Origin of the sequence: Gracilimonas tropica DSM 19535 (assembly GCF_000375425.1) — a bacterium.
Lineage (GTDB): Bacteria > Bacteroidota > Rhodothermia > Balneolales > Balneolaceae > Gracilimonas > Gracilimonas tropica.
Map to the genome: position 1 here is coordinate 25,856 of NZ_AQXG01000004.1, position 19,608 is coordinate 45,463.

At 41.7% G+C, this 19,608-nt stretch carries 15 protein-coding genes; 6 read left to right on the top strand and 9 right to left on the bottom strand.

What is annotated here, in order from left to right; all coding sequences use genetic code 11:
* Positions 1–145 precede the first annotated feature (145 nt).
* Genes B151_RS0108445 through B151_RS0108455 form a run of 3 tightly spaced genes read right to left on the bottom strand, consistent with a single transcriptional unit; the run spans position 146 to position 1,378 of the window.
* Complete coding sequence (locus tag B151_RS0108445) at positions 146–592, bottom strand: YiiD C-terminal domain-containing protein (protein WP_169332198.1); 447 nt, start codon at positions 590–592, stop codon at positions 146–148.
* An 8-nt stretch (positions 593–600) separates the two neighbouring features.
* The gene (locus B151_RS0108450) at positions 601–930 is read right to left on the bottom strand and encodes a ribbon-helix-helix domain-containing protein (RefSeq protein WP_020403190.1); all 330 of its coding nucleotides are present in this window, start codon (positions 928–930) and stop codon (positions 601–603) included.
* The gene (locus B151_RS0108455) at positions 917–1,378 is read right to left on the bottom strand and encodes a MerC domain-containing protein (RefSeq protein ID WP_169332199.1); all 462 of its coding nucleotides are present in this window, start codon (positions 1,376–1,378) and stop codon (positions 917–919) included. The genes B151_RS0108450 and B151_RS0108455 overlap by 14 nt, the downstream gene beginning before the upstream one ends.
* A gap of 238 nt (positions 1,379–1,616) precedes the next feature.
* Here B151_RS0108455 and xseA point away from each other — a divergent pair, with 238 nt between their 5' ends.
* From xseA to B151_RS0108470, 3 genes are all read left to right on the top strand, one after another.
* Positions 1,617–2,816 carry an exodeoxyribonuclease VII large subunit gene (gene xseA / locus B151_RS0108460; protein WP_020403192.1) on the top strand — a complete coding sequence of 400 codons (1,200 nt, stop codon included), beginning with the start codon at positions 1,617–1,619 and terminating at the stop codon, positions 2,814–2,816.
* Positions 2,806–3,756, top strand: a complete 951-nt coding sequence (locus B151_RS18260) for an FAD-dependent oxidoreductase (RefSeq protein WP_020403193.1) — start codon at positions 2,806–2,808, stop codon at positions 3,754–3,756. Before xseA ends, B151_RS18260 begins: the two co-directional genes overlap by 11 nt.
* A 165-nt stretch (positions 3,757–3,921) precedes the next feature.
* Positions 3,922–4,989 (top strand): hypothetical protein, encoded by a 1,068-nt coding sequence (locus tag B151_RS0108470; protein WP_020403194.1) that lies wholly within the window; start codon positions 3,922–3,924, stop codon positions 4,987–4,989.
* Positions 4,990–5,044: 55 nt separating this feature from the next.
* On the opposite strand, the gene pheA is transcribed toward B151_RS0108470, so the two are convergent.
* Positions 5,045–6,190 carry a prephenate dehydratase gene (pheA, locus tag B151_RS0108475; RefSeq protein ID WP_020403195.1) on the bottom strand — a complete coding sequence of 382 codons (1,146 nt, stop codon included), beginning with the start codon at positions 6,188–6,190 and terminating at the stop codon, positions 5,045–5,047.
* A 191-nt stretch (positions 6,191–6,381) separates the two neighbouring features.
* Here pheA and B151_RS0108480 point away from each other — a divergent pair, with 191 nt between their 5' ends.
* Entirely contained in the window at positions 6,382–7,623 is a 1,242-nt protein-coding gene (locus B151_RS0108480) for an MFS transporter (protein WP_020403196.1), read from the top strand.
* A gap of 133 nt (positions 7,624–7,756) precedes the next feature.
* A complete protein-coding gene (locus tag B151_RS18265) occupies positions 7,757–8,377 on the top strand; it encodes a Spy/CpxP family protein refolding chaperone (protein WP_020403197.1) in 621 nt (206 codons plus the stop codon).
* On the opposite strand, the gene B151_RS0108490 is transcribed toward B151_RS18265, so the two are convergent.
* The 5 genes from B151_RS0108490 to B151_RS0108510 all read right to left on the bottom strand — a co-directional run bounded on the left by B151_RS0108490 (position 8,374) and on the right by B151_RS0108510 (position 16,874).
* Positions 8,374–9,471 (bottom strand): AI-2E family transporter, encoded by a 1,098-nt coding sequence (locus B151_RS0108490; RefSeq protein ID WP_020403198.1) that lies wholly within the window; start codon positions 9,469–9,471, stop codon positions 8,374–8,376. The two genes, B151_RS18265 and B151_RS0108490, sit on opposite strands and share 4 nt — an antisense overlap.
* 87 nt (positions 9,472–9,558) lie before the next feature.
* Positions 9,559–11,478, bottom strand: coding sequence for a DUF3857 domain-containing protein (locus B151_RS0108495; protein ID WP_020403199.1), 1,920 nt, complete (start codon positions 11,476–11,478; stop codon positions 9,559–9,561).
* A 12-nt stretch (positions 11,479–11,490) separates the two neighbouring features.
* On the bottom strand, positions 11,491–13,521 hold the full coding sequence (locus B151_RS0108500) for a DUF3857 domain-containing protein (RefSeq protein ID WP_020403200.1): 2,031 nt from the start codon (positions 13,519–13,521) through the stop codon (positions 11,491–11,493).
* A gap of 19 nt (positions 13,522–13,540) precedes the next feature.
* Entirely contained in the window at positions 13,541–15,508 is a 1,968-nt protein-coding gene (locus B151_RS0108505; RefSeq protein ID WP_020403201.1) for a DUF3857 domain-containing protein, read from the bottom strand.
* Between the two features lie 172 nt (positions 15,509–15,680).
* Entirely contained in the window at positions 15,681–16,874 is a 1,194-nt protein-coding gene (locus tag B151_RS0108510) for a phosphoglycerate kinase (RefSeq protein ID WP_020403202.1), read from the bottom strand.
* A 245-nt stretch (positions 16,875–17,119) separates the two neighbouring features.
* Between B151_RS0108510 and B151_RS19495 the strand changes: the two genes are divergently transcribed.
* Positions 17,120–19,567: a T9SS type A sorting domain-containing protein gene (locus B151_RS19495; protein ID WP_020403203.1), complete on the top strand. Its 2,448-nt coding sequence runs from the start codon at positions 17,120–17,122 to the stop codon at positions 19,565–19,567.
* The last annotated feature ends 41 nt before the right edge of the window (positions 19,568–19,608 follow it).

A 19,608-nucleotide genomic window follows, 5' to 3' on the forward strand; every position in this document is an offset into this window, starting at 1 on the left:
TGTTTGGGATAGACTGTGATTTTCTTTGAAAAATGATCTTCTCAAAGGAGTTCAATGACTTTAACAGACGAATAAAGAACGAATGCAGGCATACGCCGCGAAATGACTCCCCATCAGATAAATGCGTCTGTCTTTATATCGATATTTAGCTTTTAAAGACTACGTAATCTGCCTCGAATTCAGCAAGCAGATTTCCTTTTTCTTTGATCTGAGCTTTTAAGGTGATACGAGCCTTTCCAAAGCGGTCAAACATTTCCATAAACCGATCTATTTCTTCTTTTTCGGGGATTATAAGTTCAGAAGTGAAATCACCGGTGATGGGTTTTAAGTAATTTGTAGTACTTCGTCCGATCACGATCTTCGGAACCGGCTCGATCTCATCAAACAAAAGGCGCAAATACGACCACCCGGTAGTGATCAATAAACTGCTGATACTTCCCCCAAAAGCCGTGGAACGATGATTTATGTTTTTCGATAACGGAGCCCAAAATTTCACTTCCTCTTTAGAAAAAGCCGTTGCTTTCACTCCCAATGCTTTGGTAATGGGAATGTGTTTGTAGAGGTATTTTTCGATCTCCGTTTTATTCATCATAAAAGAGGTTATCTGCTTTCCACACAATCCGAACATTCCACCCATTCCTCTTTTGGGATGTGCTGAATGGCAGCCGGACTGTTTCCCTTCTCAAAAACCGGCTTGAACACAATGTTGCCCTCTTCATTTTTGGCTCCGCAAGTGTGACAGTTTACGTTATGATCAGTTCGCGTCATGGTGTAGCCGGTGATCACCCAGCCATCATGTCCCTGATGAGCGGCCAGGCTTTCGAGCGCAGCGCGCACGGTTTGGGATTTGTTGCCTTCATAGAATTTCCCGGCCAGCTTATTCAGCAATTCAACCGTAGCATCGTCTAAAGTGAAGTTAAGTCGTTTCATGAATCTCCTCTTTATTGAATAGCGTTTCCTCGTAAGGGTGATGGTGATGTGAGCTGTTATTGCACGTTTGGTGATGACGATAATTTTGCCAGTGTCCGGCAATCAAAAGAACACTCCCTGTTAGAGTTGAGACTGTTTCAAAGGTATGTCCATGTTCCAGTAAAAAATCTCCAATCAGCCATCCCGCTAAAATGAACAAAAACCCAAAGGATAGCAGGGTTACAATGCGTTTGTTAAAATGACTTCGCCGAACTGCATAGATAATTGTGGGAGCAATCAAGAGGGCAAATATTGGGTGCAACCAATGTTCTATCGTTAGTGCGAGTGGACTTAAAGGCATTAGAGCAATCACCACCGGAACAAACAAACAGTGGATGGCACAAAGTGCAGAAAGACTCAACCCCAGTTTATCCCAGATAACGGAAATAGAAATGTTTTTCTCTGACAATTTTTTATCTAGATAGGTGTGAATTTGAATGTGTATAAATATACACACTAATTGAACACTAATGCAATTTGGTGTTTTTTGAAAACTCAGCTTCTTTAAGGTTACACATTCTCTTCCTTTATTTGTTTAAAGGAGGAAATCTTATTCTTTGGATAGTGATAATCTTTTCACCCTGCGAAGGAATCCAATCCTTCTTACCTTAAGCCTTAATTTTAAATTATCACTTCGATCTCGATCAATGTCCGACAACCAAATTCCCTTTTTGTTTGATATCCCCACCGTTTCGCAGCTAACGGATAAGATCAAAGCGCTGCTGGAACAAAACTTTGTGGATATTTTGGTGGAGGGCGAAACGAGCAATGTGAACCAAAGCCGAAATGGACATTATTATTTTACGCTGAAGGATGCCGATGCCGCTCTACCTTGTGTGATCTGGCGAAGCACCGCTCAAAGGCTCGATATCAACCTCACAGATGGACAGCAAATTGTAGTTGGCGGAGATATTCAGGTCTATCCGCCACACGGCAGGTATCAAATGATCGTGAGTTTAGTACAGCAGGCCGGGATCGGAAAACTGCAGCAGGCTTTTGAGAAGCTGAAGGCTAAGTTAAAAGCCGAAGGACTTTTTGACGATCATCACAAAAAACCATTGCCAAAATTTCCCGAACGTATTGGTGTGGTGACTTCCTCAACCGGAGCTGCTTTTCAGGATATTCGATCTACCCTTGAAAAGAGATGGCCGCTGGCAGAAGTGAAATTATATCATGCCTCCGTCCAGGGTGTGAATGCTGCGCCGGAGATCGTAAAAGGAATTGAATATTTTTCTTCAAATAAAAATGTTGATGTGCTGATCATTGGTCGCGGCGGTGGATCGTTGGAAGATCTTTGGCCGTTCAACGAAGAGTCTGTTGCGAGAGCGGTTTTTGCGAGTGAAGTACCTGTCATCAGTGCAGTGGGACATGAAGTGGATTTTTCCATCTCGGATTTTGTGGCTGATGGCCGTGCAGCTACGCCAACGCAAGCCGCAGTTATGGCAGTTCCTGACATCAATGAAATTCGATTTTTAGTAGAGGATTATTCCAGGAAACTGGAAATACATACATCAGGGGCCATTGAATTATATAAAGATAAGGTTTCCAATCTTGCAAAATCCTACGCACTGCAGGTAGTGAAGCAAAAGATCGAATCGGCTCATTCCGAAGTGAACCGGTTGCAGGAACATTTAGCTCATCGCAGCTCAAATTTGATTCGAAATCATAAGGATCGGCTCACGGAATTGAATCACATCCTGGATCTGAAAAACCCCAATGAACCGCTCGAAAAAGGCTTTACCCGTGTTTGGCAAGGAGAAAAATGGATCCGTTCAGCCAATCAGCTTGAGAAGGATTCCGCCTTTGATATAGAATGGAAAGACAACCGCATTTCCGTTGACAGATAGCCGAAACATAACGGTTTTAGGGGCGGGTGTCTCGGGGCTTACTACAGCTATCGTATTGGCTGAAAAGGGATATCAGGTCAAGATCATCACCAAGGAACTTCCCAAAAATACAACCTCCGCCGTAGCCGCTGCCATCTGGTTTCCTTATGAAGCTTTCCCTGAGAACAAAGTCTCAACCTGGAGTTACCATAGTTTTCGGGAATTTGAACAGTTGAGTCAAATAGAAGGAACAGGTGTCTCTTTCATCCCTTTTACCACTTATTTAGACTCAACAGTGCGGCCATGGTGGCTGGATGCTCTGCCCGAAACACACATCCTTGAGGAAAAAGTTAAAAGCCCTGTAAACCCTGCACATGTTGGCTACAAACTGAAGGTACCTTTGATCGAAACTCCCATCTATCTTCCGTATTTATGGAATCGCTTTAAAGCAGCCGGAGGGGAAGTCATCCAAAAAGAGATCAAACAAGTAAGTGGCTTTGAGGCTGATAAAATCATCGTTAACTGCACCGGCTTAGGATCCGGTTCTCTTTTCAAAGATGAATTACTTTACCCCATTCAAGGACAGGTTGTCAAGGTTGAACCAAGCTCGAACATCAAGGCGATGGCCACTGAATATCCCATGGGGAAAGATGGGGATGAGATAGCCTATGTGATACCCCGACAAGATTGTATTGTTTTGGGAGGTTCAGCCAAAAAAAACCGGTCCGCCACCACACCGGATTCTGGCCTTACCGATCGGATCATTAGTTATTGCGCTGATTTTCAACCCGCAATCAAGTCACTGAACATCCGGGAATCGATTGTTGGTCTGCGCCCCGGAAGGCCTGAAATTCGCGTAGAGAAAGATCCGAATTTGCCGGTCATACATAATTACGGTCATGGAGGAGCCGGTTTTACGGTTTCATGGGGCTGTGCCCGAGAGGTTTTAAAAATTTTATAGGCTGATATTTCTTATTCACAAGATCTTCAGATGACCTTCTCACCTTTCGACTCTTTGATCTTTTTTGGTGCAAAAAGGAATGCTTTTAAATTTTTAAGCATTCCGCATTTGTGTCGATAAGTACCCCAACTAACACAGAGAAATTTTTCAAAAAAATATGATGATATGAAACTTAGATACCTAATTACTCTTTTACTTGCTGTATTTATGGGTCTGGAAGTAAATGCACAAACTAATGAAAACTTAACGTTTAAAGGAAATGCCCGTTTTTCATATATGAGCTCAGGCCCTAATGCTGATGATATTTTTGAAGGGACAGCCTTTTTACGGGTTCGGGTTGGTGCCTCGTATTCTTTTAACGAGAACAGCAGTTTCCATGCTCGTTTGGCCACTACTCAATCGGACGAACTCCCGGCTGTGCGTTTCACAATTATTCCTGACGGTGGAGGAATTGATGCCGGAACCATTTCTTTCGATCATTTTTATTATCGATACAGCAACGATGGTCTTGATCTGAAGGTCGGTCGTTTTCAACATACCCCAGGAGTCAAGAGTAATTCCGGGCGAAGCATCCTCCGCTTTCAAAGCAACAACATCAACAACCACTGGATTGATGGATTCCATCTCAAGAAATATCTGAATGACGAATGGTTTGGCGAGGTGGTCGGTGAATACCAAAACCGTGGAAACACCTCTTATTCATACCGTCCTCTTTTGAATTTTGGCAAGAATGAGCACAACGCAGCCGCTTATATTGGATTGCAAAATCTTACCAGAGATGACAACAACTTCATACAAAAGAATATCGCAGTTTTTGTAGCACCGGGCGCTTACTTAAAGCCGGATGGATATTCCACTTATTTTGCAGCTCTGGCACAATTGACCCACGACACGCCGGTTGAATCTTTTCGGGGAGGGAGTTTCCGAATTGCAGCTGAAGCCGGACAAAACTTAAACGCTGCTGAATTTGGGGAAGGTAATATTCTTAATCTATCCTTTGGAGTTCACAATTTCGCCGATAAACATCAGTTAATGATCGAATTCACTAAGACCGGAACTGAATGGCAAACAGCCAATGTGTACGCTCCCAATGCCGATGAAATGGAGATCCGCTACCGATATTTCATTACGGATAACTTCAACATCGACTTTCGCTACCGAATTCGGGATTCCCGCAGCGATTTTGTGGATACCAACTACAATTTCTTTGCACGAGCCACTATCTTTTTCTAAACCTGACAAAAAAATTCACAAAGCGAAGTGCTCTCAAAGAGGCTTCGCTTTTTTTTTATGAAGATGATTCTTCTTTCGGATAACAACCAAGAATCTTTAACTCCTCCGCCTTTTCCATCAATTCATCCAAACCGGCAGCAACCTCATGGTCTTCGATGTTGCCGTGAATATCCAGGTAAAAAGAATATTTCCAGGGTTCATTCATTCGGGGACGTGATTCCAGCTTGCTCATATTGATCTTATGTTTATGGAGTACATTCAGACAATCGATCAAAGAGCCTTCATCATTAGAAGTGACCATCATCAATGAGGTTTTAGCCGGAATTTGAAGATCAACATTCACCGGTGTTTTGGAGGCGATCACAAAGCGGGTATAATTTTCTTTTTGATTGGCGATGTCGTGTTCTATCACATGCAATCCATATAAATCGGCGGCGTGTGCACCGGCTATAGCCGCCTGGGTAATATCTCCGTCTTCCAGTACTTTTTTGGCAGACATAGCTGTATCCAAATAAGACTCCACTTTACTTCGGGGTAGTTTTGAGAGGAAATTGGAACACTGAGCAATTGCCTGGGGATGGGAAAGGATCCGGCGAACCTTGGTGGTTTCAACCGGCTCTACCGCCATCAGGCAATGTACCACCTTCAAAACTTCTTCCCCTACAATATGGACATTTTCATTTCCTACTATATCGTAGGTATCATTGATGGAGCCGGCCGTAGTGTTTTCAATAGGCAGGATCGCATAGTCAACTTTTTCATCGATCAGAGCCTGTGCCGCCTCCTGAAAAGTATTATAACCTATGGCATCCACTTGGGAGTATCGGTCGTTAAAATGGCGCAATGCAGCCTGGTGACTGTATGCTCCATCGGTACCCTGATACGAAACCCGGATCCCATTTCCACCGCTTTTCTCATTCTGATGATCAACCAAAGAATGAGTTTGAAATTTCACTGAGTTTGTTATGATCTCCCTGAACAAATGCTCTGCAAAATACCGATCCAAACCCACTTCATGGGCCAGGTCACGAATTCTGTTCAGAAGTTGTTCTTCCCTTTCAAGGTCACGGATACCCTTTTTATTCTTCAGTTTTAATTCGGAAACTTCTTTTACAAGATCCTGCCTTTGTGCCAGGGCCTGCAAAATGCTTCGATCAATGTCATCGAGCTTTCTTCGAATGGAATCTAATTTATCTGCCATAATATGCTTTGAATGAGTGAGTAAGCAAAAGTAGTAAATCTGAAGCGAATTTGAAGAACTTATTGTTGAAAGGAAAAATCATATTTGCTGAATGTGTTTATAAAAATAACATCATTTTAAAGCTTTCAGCTGATAAGGAACGTACCTTCTTCTGCTCTCGTTGATTTCTTGGAATAACAATAAACTGTTACATGAGTTCGGTAAGATCAGAATCCTATTTCGGAACAGATAAACGTATTATTGCCCTTGGCTTCGCCAGGATGGCAGATGCAATGGGAAATTCATTCCTGATTGTAGTCCTGCCACTCTACATTGCCAGTGGCAGCATTTCCGGAGAGTTGTTTGGTTTTTCTGAAAGTCTTATTACCGGTCTTGTGATCGGCCTTTATGGTTTAGTGAGCAGTGCTTTTCAACCTTTTGCCGGGCGAATTTCCGATAGAGCCGGTAAGCGCCAATTTTTTGTTGTGGCAGGACTCGTTCTATTCATGTTTGCCAATTTCTCCTATGTGCTCGCAGACACGTACGAAATTCTATTTGTGATCAGAGCCGTGCAAGGCATTGCTGCAGCACTGACGATCACAGCAAGCATTGCCCTGGTAAGCGAAGTAAGCCGTCGGGAAACCCGCGGTGAAAATATGGGCATCTATAATTCATTTCGGCTCATTGGTTTCGGAGTCGGGCCGCTTCTTAGCGGTGTTTTGGTAGAATCGGGACCATATACCTTGCCTTTTCTTGGAGAAGTAAACGGTTTCATTGCTGCTTTTTTGGTAGCCGGCTCTATGGCTATGCTTAGTGGTATTCTTGTGTCGTTTATGGTCAAAGACCCGATCGAAACTAAGCCCAGTAACGAAAAAATGGTATTCAATATCAGGTCAAAGGATTCGGCCTATCTACTTGACCCGATCTTTGCTCTCGGATTGGCTACTTTCATTATGAGTACCGGATTTGCCTTATTGGCATCTATTGAACCCCAGGTAAATGAACGATTATCTCAGGGGGCTTTTATGTTTTCGGTTGAATTTAGTGCCCTTGTTGGAGTACTCGCCATTGCCCAGCCTATTGTTGGCCGACTCAGTGACAGGTATGGCCGTAAAGTTTTCATTGTTACAGGTTTGATCGGCTTGGTTCCCATTACTTTAGCTCAGGGACTTTCTACCGAACCCTGGCATATGATCCTGGCTCGTGGTTTACAGGGAGTCAGTGCAGCCATGGTATTTGCCCCCGCCCTCGCACTTGCAGGCGACCTAACAAAGAAAGGTCAGGAAGGAGCACAATTATCGGTGTTAACCGTTTCCTTTGGGATTGGAATTTCATTTGGAGCTTTTCTCTCTGGTTTTGCTATCCGTTATGGGTTTTTAGCTCCCTTTGCAATCGGAGCTATTTTAGCCGCATTTGGAGCCGTATTGGTATTTACACAAGTCCCCAAACGGTAATTGATTGAGGAACAAATAAGCTTATCAGGGGCAGGGCTTTCCATTTCACCAGGAAATAATTGGTCCCTTTTTCTCAGGATGAAACCATAGTTGCAAAATATTAACTTCTGTATAAACCAAATTTTTATTCTCTATGCCTGCATCTATGAAATTCTTGTTAATTATTTCTTCCCTCCTCTTTTGTTTTAATCCTGATCTTTCTGCCCAGCATCAACAACATGGAGTTGAATCTCCATATGTCGGACAGGAGCAACGGATGATCAAATCCCTCACAATGCAAGAAATTGAAGAACTAAAAGCAGGCTCAGGAACCCCTTTCAACGGGATGGCAAAACCGGCAGAACTAAATGGTTTTCCGGGACCGAAACATGTGCTGGATGCTTATAAAAATGGAGCTTTGGCACTTAGTGAAGATCAGCATAAAAAAATACAAACATTGTTTGAGGAGATGAGAGCAGCAGCTATTCCTTTGGGAAAAAGCATTATATCGGTTGAAAAACAAATGGATGATGCATTTAAAGACAGCACCATCGACTCTAAAGGTCTTCGAAATTATATCAATGAAAGTGCTGATTTGTATCGTAAACTTCGTTTTGTGCACTTGAACTCCCATCTGCAGATGATGAGTATTTTAAACAAAGATCAGGTTGAAAAATACAATCAACTTCGTGGTTATACTTCAAAGGATCCTTGCCAAAATATCCCGGAAGGGCATGATCCTGCCATGTGGAAAAAACATAATGGTTGTGACTAAGCCTGATCCTCCTCTTCCAGCCAGCCGAATCTTTTCTGAATAGACTTCACGGTAACCGAATGCCGCTCGGTTCCCTTGGTTCCCAGCAAAAATCCGATAGGTTTCAGGTTGTCTACATTTTCGCATACGATCTTGAATAAGCCGAGATAAGGAATGATGATCAGCATTCCCGGAAGCCCCCAGATCATTCCCGCAGCGATCAAAGAAAATATGATCACAAGGGGATTTATCTGCACATACGATCCCGTGATATTTGGGGTGAGGATATTGTTCTCCAGGAATTGAACGATAAAAAATTGTATCAATACCCCCAGTGCTAATGCAGGCCCCTGAGTACCCAAAACAAGGATCAGCACAACTCCATACCCCAGTATGGTTCCCAGGTACGGGATCAGGTTAAAAAGAGCGGCTATCAAGCCAAACAGGAGAGCATATTCCACCCCAATCAAATAGAAACCCAGGGAGTTCAACCCAAACAGTATAAAACACACGATAACGAGGCCTTTAAGATAGCGAGGGACTACTTCTGAAGCCTGATCAATGATATCCTGGGCTACTTCTTCCTGTTCGGAAGGGATCAGCATGGAAATAAAATCCCGAAACTTATCTCTGTAAAAAAGAAGCAAAAAAGTATACACCGGAAGAAGGCCGACACTCAATAATGTATTGGTAGTTGCCGTAAAAGCCTGAGCTACATATTCACCGGTCTCCCCTACACTCTCGATCAGCGATTCGATGGACCCCAATGAAAAACCGGTAACCGCTGCCAAAGAATCCCTGATATTGCGGACATTTGATTCAACCTGATTCCTGATCTCTGACAAGTTTTCCGTAAAAGCCGATGCCAAAGCGATCATTCCATAAACCACTGCTCCCACAAAGATCATAAAGCCCAGGATTACAGTAAGATTCGTGATTATTCGAGGTACTTTTTTACGTTCAAGCCATTCGGCATAGGGGTAAAGCAAGTAGGAAAGCATCACGCTTAGGAACAAGGGAACCAGCAAAGTGCGGGTTAAGATGAGAGCAGCCACAATCAAAAACAGAAAAGCCAACCTGATGGTACTGCGTAATAAAAGCGGATACTTTTGCATAAGTTTGCCTTGAATATTCTTGTTCTTTTCTATGTTAGATTAATAAATCTCTTTTAAATAAAATTCAACAGATCAACTTGACCTGTACTACTCCTTGACCAATACGAATTGGTCTTGATCCGCTTTCTTGACAGATGTAAAGAAATGCCTGAACTCTTCATAGTCCTGTTTCGGAATTTCCTTTTGATCAATTTTCAATTTTCGGCTTACATATATTTCTCCTGATCTTTCTTCTAACTCCAAAGAAAACATCCCAAAATCAGTTTCAAGGTGAACGTCCTTAGGCAGAGATTCGGTAATGTACCCACTTGGAATTTTGAATATGGTAGTATCCACTTCCATGAATAAGTATCTTAATTCTATTGAAGTCATACGAAACTCATCATCAGGTACATAAACTTGTAATGGATTAAACTTATTTACGGGTACAAATAAACGCTTCGATGTTCCTGAGGCAAAACTACCGGAAACCAACTCGGCATCGTATCCTGTGTTTTCTGTTTTATCCGATAACCCATGGAATTTCAGAGATGTCACATCAAAATCATTTAATGGAATTGTTTTATTAAACCACTCCTTTCTTTGTTTCTTTGAAATCGGTTTTAAACGGTGAAGCATCTCATCATTCATCGACCCGCTATTCCTTAAATATGTTTGAATGAATGCCGTTCCATTATCCTGCAGTTCAATAATAGCTTTTCTTGATGCTGTATTATCTAATGAGGCAGAAAGCCTTGTTTTAACCAATTTGCCTCCGTTGTTGTTTACAAGAAGAGCAAATTTCCCTTCATTTCCTGCACCAACCCTTCCCGGTTGCATGTATTTACTGGTACACTCAAGCCATATTGTTTCTCCTTCCTTAGTATCTACTTTCAAGATCACATGATTAAATTGGCTAGAAGGAAAATTTTCGATTACACTCGGAGTTTCTAAACCCAACCTGATCAATGCCTGTTCAGAATCTATACCCGCATACTCCAAAATGGCCTGCATGAAGTTTACCAGGGCTTTGCAATCCCCATATTTATTATGATAAACGAATTCAGCAGAATATGGCTCCCAACCTCCCAAACCAAGCTGAATGCTTACATACCTGGTCATGTCTTGCATATATTGATATAATACTTCTACTTTTTCTCTTTCATCATTAATTCCGGCTATTAGCTGATCGATCTCATTTTTTGCCTTATCGGGAAGTTTTCTTTTATCCTTGCCAAGCTCAAAATACCATTTACCGAATTTTTCCCAACTGCTCGCATCTCCCTCACTGTTTTCAATTTTAAAATTAGATGCAGAGGTAATTACATTTGGGAATACCTCAGAATATGGAGGACTATAAAGTTCTCCTTTTTGCGCTAACTGCATAGTTAAATTCCAGGCAATTTCGGAACGGTCCGGGTATTCACTTATCACCGGAGCTTGCTCTAAATTCCTGCTGTGATATCGCATACCCCCTTTACTGTAATCCCGGATGGTAAAACTGGCATTCTCGACAGATTGTCCATATGATTTTGGATACCAACCGGGCAAATTCAATGTGCCGGAATAACTATATTTATACTCATATTCTATAGTAAATGGATATGAATAGTGATAAGCGCTCAACACTTTTACCCGCACATCTGAATAGAAATTTTCGCCGGATGCGCTGTAATCATCTGCATCATCAATACGGTATGAACCAACGATCATTCCGTTACTGTTAACCACCTGAACATTTAAATATTCAAGTTCCCTGAACCGATCGTAATACAACTCAAAAACACCCTGATTTTTATGTTTTTCATCAAGAATGGTGATAATGCCATGTTCTTTATACTCAGCCTTTTCTTTTCCGTAATAGCTTAGCACGGCATCCTGAGTACGTATCGTTGAATAAGCACCCAACTGTAAAATTGCCGGCACCGGAGTCACATACTGAGATTTGACCTCAAATAAATTACTTTCGGATGCACAACCCCCTAATAATAATATAACCCCAAGAATCAGAAAATTAACTTTATACATAATAGTGGGTCGTCAGCTTTTCTTAATGACTATATTTTCTCGCATACTGTTAACCAATTGCTGAAACATTTCCTGAAGGTAGGGATATTGATCCGGTTGAATTTTATAGGCATTCATCTCAAAAGAATAAACCATCAATATCAAGTTACCTGAAGGCTGAATGATCCTTTTGAATTCCCCCAACTTTCCCGGTAACCGCACTACCTTAGATTCCGGAGCTTCATCTAATTCCCAACCATCCGGTATCCTAATCCTGGTTACCACTTTTTCAATGACCGGAAAATTGAAATCCACCGGATAATTTCTCTCCTTTCTCTTAAATGGGTTCTCAGATACTTTTCCAACTATAAAAGGATTTATATACATAACATCCGGCCTTGAATTTGCCTGTCCCCGACTTGAAAATTCAACGGTATAGTTAAACGGTTCTTTCCAGGAGTAGGCTTGGTCTACTGATACAGAATCAATGGTGAATATTTCATCTCCTGAAAATAGGTCATTGTGCAGTTTTTCCTTACGGTCCCCTTCCTTCAATCTCTGGTATCTGCTGAAAGCATAATATCCTTGAGATTTTGATTCCACTTTTCCACTTAAAGATCCATTTTCATTAACCTTGACTGTCACTAAGCTAGTCTCTTCTGCTTTGGTCTTATTGATCAGAGGAACCCATCCTGCTTTTTCCTGATCAATGATCAAACCCGCTCCATTCTGGCTATCTATCGGCAATAAATCAAAGGGTTTATCTTTTAATGTTGCGTCCAATAAATAGTTCGTACTATCGATTTCGGCATATGCTACGGCATGATTGAATTGTTCTACAATTGGGAAAACATCAAGTATCTGACCGTGTTTTCTTGTACTTAAGATCACAGGGTCTGCATCAATGCCGGCTTCTCTTAAAAGTTGTACAAGTACCATATTTACTTCACTTCCATTGCCGGTACGATCTTCATATACCTTATCAACATCCTTCTTCAGCTCAAGTTCATAATCCCCATTCCAGTTCATTTTTTCCCGTACGTGATCGTACAAAGCGATCATATTTTCGAACTTGGTTTGATCGCTATTGGTGGTATTTCCGACAATATTTTTGAGAGTGGAACCCGACCTGATATGATCACCAAAAAAATCTCCTTCCTCTACAATTTTAATGAAATCGTACCAATTCGTGAGAATGGGTTCTGTTTGTGATCTCGGAAATTGCAGGCTGTTCAGCTGCAGGATCACTTTTGCAGAATAATCTTCAACTGAATTCAAGTATGGCTCATCTGTTAAGGCCGGTACATCTTTCATTGCCCACTTATACTCAAGACCGTCATAGCTAACCAAAGTGCTTCTTTCTGTTCTGCTTTGGATAGTTCCTCCCATTCCGGAAGGAGCTTGGGTTGAGGAAAACCTTAACCTTGCTTTACCTCTAAAAGTACTTTGGCTTGTCTCTTCCAGCGGATAGAAGCTCCTAACTAAAGTTAAATAATTAAACCACTGAGGAGTCCTAACCCTATATTCAGTCCACAGCACAGGTATCTCTTTTTGAAACTGCCAGCTTTTCATATACAATGGAGATTCTGTAACTATCTCATAAGAATACTCAAATACAGATCCCACCTGAAGACCCGGAACTGAAAATCTCAATTCAGACCAATCATCACTCACTGCTTCTATGAACCTTTCTCTCTTGCCAAGGTCTGAACTTTTCACCTTTCCGCCCGGAGATAAACTGTATGCAGTAGCTTTTACTTCTCTGACATCTTGTTCAGGATCTTCAGTTCTGAAGCCTATATTGACATTTCCCTCTTCTAGTCCTCTATCGGTGAGAACCTTGATCCGTACATGCCTTTTGAACCTGACCTTTAAATCGGTATCTACATAAGATTCACCCTTATCAAAAAGTATAACGGCATTTGCAGTCGAATCAATAGCATATATTTTTTTCTCGAGTTGTTCCTTTGGAATTTCCCCATAATCTAATGGCTGTTGAAATGCCCTTAATGATGAAGAAGTGAATATGATACTTAGAAAAAGTAAAAATATATACCTGATCATGACTTATAAATTATTTTGATCATTTGCTTTTTTTGATAACAATTGACCCGGAATGTTTTTTAATCAGGGTCAAAAATAATTCTCGTAATGATTCATATTCACTATTCTTGAAAGTGGATTTTCGAAGATCCAATTCAGACGAGATATTAATCATTGAACCAAGAACCTGAATCTGAAAAGAGAAGCTACCCCCATTTTCAGGTAAAATATAGTTCACCGGTTCCGGAGTTTCTTCTACAACAAAACCATCAGGAAGTGTTATAGACACGTCTTTATTCTGTTTAAGTGGGTAAGGAAACTCTACGGGAAATTCTCTTTTAGGACTATCAAATTGATTTTCCTTTTCAGCCAGAAATAACATTGGATTTAAATAACTGACTTCTGAGAGGCTGTCTCTGAAAACATCAAAGTAAAATTTAGAATATAAAACGGCCGTGGAATTGGAATTCTCCATTCCCTTGGTTACAACGGTATCAATAGTAACAGGATCCAAGTCTCGAAATATTTCATCGGTTATTTGTTGCTTGCCGGAAGCCTCAATTTTTCGCCGAAGGAGTTGCGCCGGATATCCCACATTTGTATGGGTATAAGTAGCTTCTGCTTCTCCGGAAATATTTATCTTATAAGTAAGCATTTCCCTCGTTTCCGATCTTTGATAGGGACGGGTTTCCATCCACCCATAACTATCTTCTTTGATCACCATGGTTACCTGAAATAGATCTTTAAGAGGTGGCAAAAGTAATGATCGACTGCCTTCCGTAGCATCTAAAACTATCAAATAGCCATCCATCTCAGCTACTGCAATGAAATTATTAAATTGATTGACGATCGGATAATCCAATAAAACATCGCCGTGGTCACGAGTACTTGTCAAACCATAGTAAACCTTTATTCCGGCCTCTTTCAACATTTTTGCTAATAAGATATTCAAGTCTCCGGATGAACCTGACTTTTCTTTGAAGGTATCAATGATTCCCTTTTCTGAGTAAAGTCTATGCAATCCATTCCACTCAAAATTGGCCGAAACAAAATCAAAGATCTGCGTTATTTTTTGTTCATCAGATGTAGCGCTTTCAGTCAAAGCCTTAACTTTCTCCCTTATCGCTCTGTTGACGCGCTGCTTCCCAATGTCAGGATGCTTTCTTATTTCATCAGATATTTGTTCCCAATTTTCTAAGTACTCAATTTTGTTTCCATTGTCGCGATAAGCATAATTCAGTTGCGTATATACTTCAGAAATGAAATCATCACGACTATCCATAAAAGGCAGATCCTTCACAGGAGGAAGATCCTCTTTCGTGATTTCTACAAAATAACCGCGGTCATCCCCATAATTATAGTAGTTTTGGCCTGCTGTTCCCCCATAGTTTCCTGATCTTGTAGTATAAAGAGTATCGGTTCCCTTAAAAACCAAGTGGTAATTAAATCTCCAGGGAATCTTCATATATATTGAACTGTATGCTACAGGAATTTCTTTATGAAACTCCCAATCAGGCATCTGAAATGGATTGCCCATGACCTTTTCATAAGAATATTCAATAATAGACCCTTTTTTTACATTCGGGAGAGTAAATTTCTTTTCATAGATATCGTCCACCAGTTTTTCTTCATAGATATCCCTCCTGCCTATATCTCGCTCTTCTAATTCTCCCTGATTGATGAGATAACTGGCTGCTTTAATATCATTTACCCTTTGCCCTACCTTCCTATCGAATAAAATTTGTACATCCGCGTACTTCAACCCAGACTCATTTAAGATCTTTATTCTGGTATGCCTGTTCAGTATTACATTATAATCTGCATCGAAGTAAACATTTCCTATATCGAATAATACAATGGCAGATGCACTGGTATCATATGACTGATCGTATTGAAAAAAGTCAGCGACCTGTACATCACCGAAATCACGATTTTGTGCTGAAAGCTCAGGTATAAAAATGATAAAAAGAAGGCCGCAAATAAGCAGGCAGGAACTAAATACGCGCATATCCGATAAAAAGTAATTTTCAATTCTCTTATTTACTTATATAAAGAGAGTAGTTCAAACTTTTTATCTTTTCAACTTATAAATAACTGTTTTTTTAATGGATTGACTGAACCATTGAAACAAGCAATGGTTCAATCGAAATGTTATCCTTCCTGCTGCTTTAAAAAGCAATTTACTTATCCGTCAGCGAAGCCACCCCCGGCAGTTCTTTGCCTTCCAGATATTCCAGGCTGGCGCCACCGCCGGTGGATACGTGAGAAACCTGATCCATCAATCCGGATGCTTTGATGGCTGCAGCTGAGTCGCCCCCGCCGATAATGGTTGTGGCTCCGAATTTCGTAGCATCGGCCAAAGCTTCGGCAACCGCAAAGGTTCCATCGGCAAAATTCTCCATTTCAAATACGCCCATGGGACCGTTCCAAACTACCGTTTTCGCTGATTTGATCTGGTTACTGAATGACAATGCCGATTCAGGCCCTATATCCAATGCCATCCAACCGTCTTCGATGCCTTTTTCATCTACTACTTTATGTTCAGCATCATTCTTGAATTCCTTGGCCACCACAGAATCCATCGGTAACAAAAATTTCACCCCTGCTTCTTCGGCTTTTTCCAATAATTCTCTGGCGAGATCTACTTTGTCTTCTTCAACCAGTGAATTCCCGATCGGCCAGCCTTTGGCTTTGTAGAAGGTATAGGTCATGCCGCCACCCACAATAATAGTGTCCACTTTGGCCAGCAGGTTTTCAATCACTCCGATCTTATCAGATACTTTGGCTCCCCCCAAAATGGCCACAAATGGTCGCTCGGGGTCATTGATGCTTTCTTCCAGATACTTGATCTCTTTCTCCAATAAATAACCTGAGACCGCAGGCTGCAAGAACCTTGTAACGCCCGCAACGGAAGCATGGGCACGGTGTGAACTTCCAAAAGCATCATTCACAAAAAGATCTCCATGTGCAGCTAACTGCTTGCTGAACGCTTCATCATTTTTCTTTTCTTCGGGATGAAAGCGCACGTTTTCAAGAACTACAATATCGCCGTAGGTTGCTTTTTCAATTACTGATGTAGCCTTTTCCCCAATGCAATCTTCCGCAAAATACACGTTGGCATCAATCAGAGTAGCAAGATGATCGGCTGCAGGCTTAAGCGAAAATTCTGGGTCATATGCGTCAGCCGGCCGGCCCAGGTGACTCATAAGGATCAGCAGTCCCCCATTTTCCACCACGTATTTGATGGATGGAAGTGCCTGAACAATTCGGTTATCATCGGTAATCTCGCCATTTTCGATGGGCACGTTGAAGTCTACGCGCATCAGTACTTTTTTACCTTTTACTTCGACATCATTTAGAGTGAGTTTTGCCATGAGTGTGTAAATATAATTTTGGATTAAAGTGCTCCGCAAAGGTACAACCTTTGAAATAGTATGTGAAGTATAACCGCGCACTATGTGGATTTTATTAAGAATCTCCGGTGAATTTCATACTCTATTACCACAAATTATTCATTTGTACTCCCTTCTGTTTTATCTCATTCTAAAAATGTAAATTCCCGTAAATAACACCTCAGGAGGTACTTATGAGAAAACACACTCTACTAATAATTGCATGTTTGTTCAGCACATCTCTATTTGCTCAGGTACAGTTGGTGAGCACTAATCCTGCTAATGGAGATGTGGCTGTGGACCAGGATTCTATTGTCCTGGAGTTTAATCAACCGGTGATGGTGGATACGGAAGATCCGGAATCGAGTGGATTCTTTTTCTTTATCGAACCCGATACCATGATTCAATATAACGGGATCTCTCTTAGTGAAGATCAAACCAAGGTCATTCTTTCCGTCAATTTAAGTCCTGACACTGATTATCTGATGGGCATTGGCAACATTTTTGGCTTATCCGGTGATACCCTTGAAACTCCCGCCTTAATTCAATTTACGACTTATGCTGAAGCCGGGCCATATACGGTAACGGGAACGGTTCCTGAAGGCGTGAATGGAACAGCCGTTTTTCTGTCGGCGGATCCATTTTTCTTGAGTTTTGATGAGGAGCCGGAAAATGGAGAAGGTTTTATTCCGGTTTATGGCGCTATGATTGATGGCGAGACCGGAACCTACACTATTTCGGGCGTGCGAGAAAACGCCTATTTCCCAACCGGCTTTAATCTGTTTCAAGTACTTGGCGGAGATGAGATGTCTGAGTTCTTTGTTCCTGACCTTTTTATTTATGATCCGGATCAGGACCTGCTGCCGAATTTCATTGAGGTAAATGCCACAACTACCACGAATGATATCCTTTCCGGCATTGATCTGACCAAGTTAGAAATAGCCCCGATCACTTTTTCTGAAGCGATCGCTAAGGCACAGCCGCTTATAAACAGCCTGGATAATGATCCGGTTTTGCTGGGAGGCGAGACTTTCTATTTTTCTTTTCAGGAAATAAGTGAAGAGCCACAAATGACAAAACAGAAGAGCGCTTTGTTCTCTCCCAATAGGCCCGGCTTCCCTTCCTTTTACTTACCGGAAAAGCCTTTTGAAAGTGAAAGAAAAAATTTATTCAAAGCTAAAGCAGCGGCTGAAGATGACTTTCTGTCTTCGCCGGATGGTACACATCTCTTCTGGGAAATTTACCTTTATGATGCCGTGAAAGATTCAGGGCTAAGCATCATCTCAACTCCTTTTGGGGTTTCCACGAATGGATATTTTGGCACTGAAGAAGCGGAGCTTCCCGAAGGCGTTGATTTCTCTGATATCAAACCGTTACCGGAAACCTATCTTGACAGTGATGCGGCTGTAAGTATTTTCCTCAATGAAGGAATTTCCGATCTAATGAATGAATTTGAATCATTTGGTCCCTCAGAAACTGGAACATGGTTCTTTGATGTACTCGCTCTAAACTATTTCTGGGAATATGAACCGGACCCAACACCCAATGCCCCCGTTATGTGGGTGGGTAACTTCGAAGGTTTTAAGTTCAACTACGAAACCGAAGAATACTCAGAATCATACTTAACGATATTTCTTGATATCCAAACAGGAGAAGTATTATATAAAGCGGGTGATTCGGACTCCAGCTCTTCCACTCCGTTACTTTTTTCTGAAGCTTTGGAACTGGCCGAACAGGAACTTGCTCTTCTTGAGAATACCCCTCTCATGATCGGCGGCTCCACGACCTATTATTATCAGTTTGATGAGGCATTTAAAGCCCATCCAGAGGCAAAGACAAAGATCAGGGAGCACCGTACAAAGCCCGGAATAGCTACATTAACACAGCAGAATAATTTTGAAGCAGCCCTTTCCGGTTCCCCCGATGGGTACCAAACAGAATGGACGTTTTATGGATATGATGCTGAAAAGGATTCTGCCCTGGGAATACAGGTCATGGACGGAGAGGCATACTTTGACGGATATTTCGGCCTGGATGAAGCTGAATTACCCGAAGGCGTTACTTTTGACAGCTTCAAACCTCTGCCCCAAACCTTTGTTGACAGTGATCAGGCTTTGTCTATCATAGAAGCTGAAGGAGGAGCTAATTTCAGAGAGCAATACGGTTATAACAATGAAACCGGCTTTGGATATTGGGAACTTTGGCTGGATGCTCTGCACGATTATTGGGAATATCCCCCCGATCCTACCCCCAATGCTCCTGTAATGTGGGTCGCAAACTATTATGGATACACCTATAATTACCAAACCGAGGCTTACACCGAAGATTCTCTTATGATATTCCTGGACATCGAAACCGGTAATGTACTTCATAAGATAACGACCTCTTCAGAAGTTGATCCCGGCATTCCGTCCGAGATCAAGCTGCACCAGAATTATCCCAACCCGTTCAATCCTTCAACCCATATTCCATTTGAATTGAACAGGGCTACCCCGGTGACATTGAATATCTATAACATGTTGGGGCAAAAAATAGCAACGCTGGTAAATGACACCTTTACTGCAGGAAATCATACGATCAGCTGGGATGCTTCGGAACTGGCAAGCGGTATCTATTTCTATCGCCTTGAAGCCGGTGGTGTGGTTCAAACCCGGAAACTTATGTTGCTAAAATAAGCGCTTAAAACATACCGTTTAATCTTAAAAGGACATCGTGA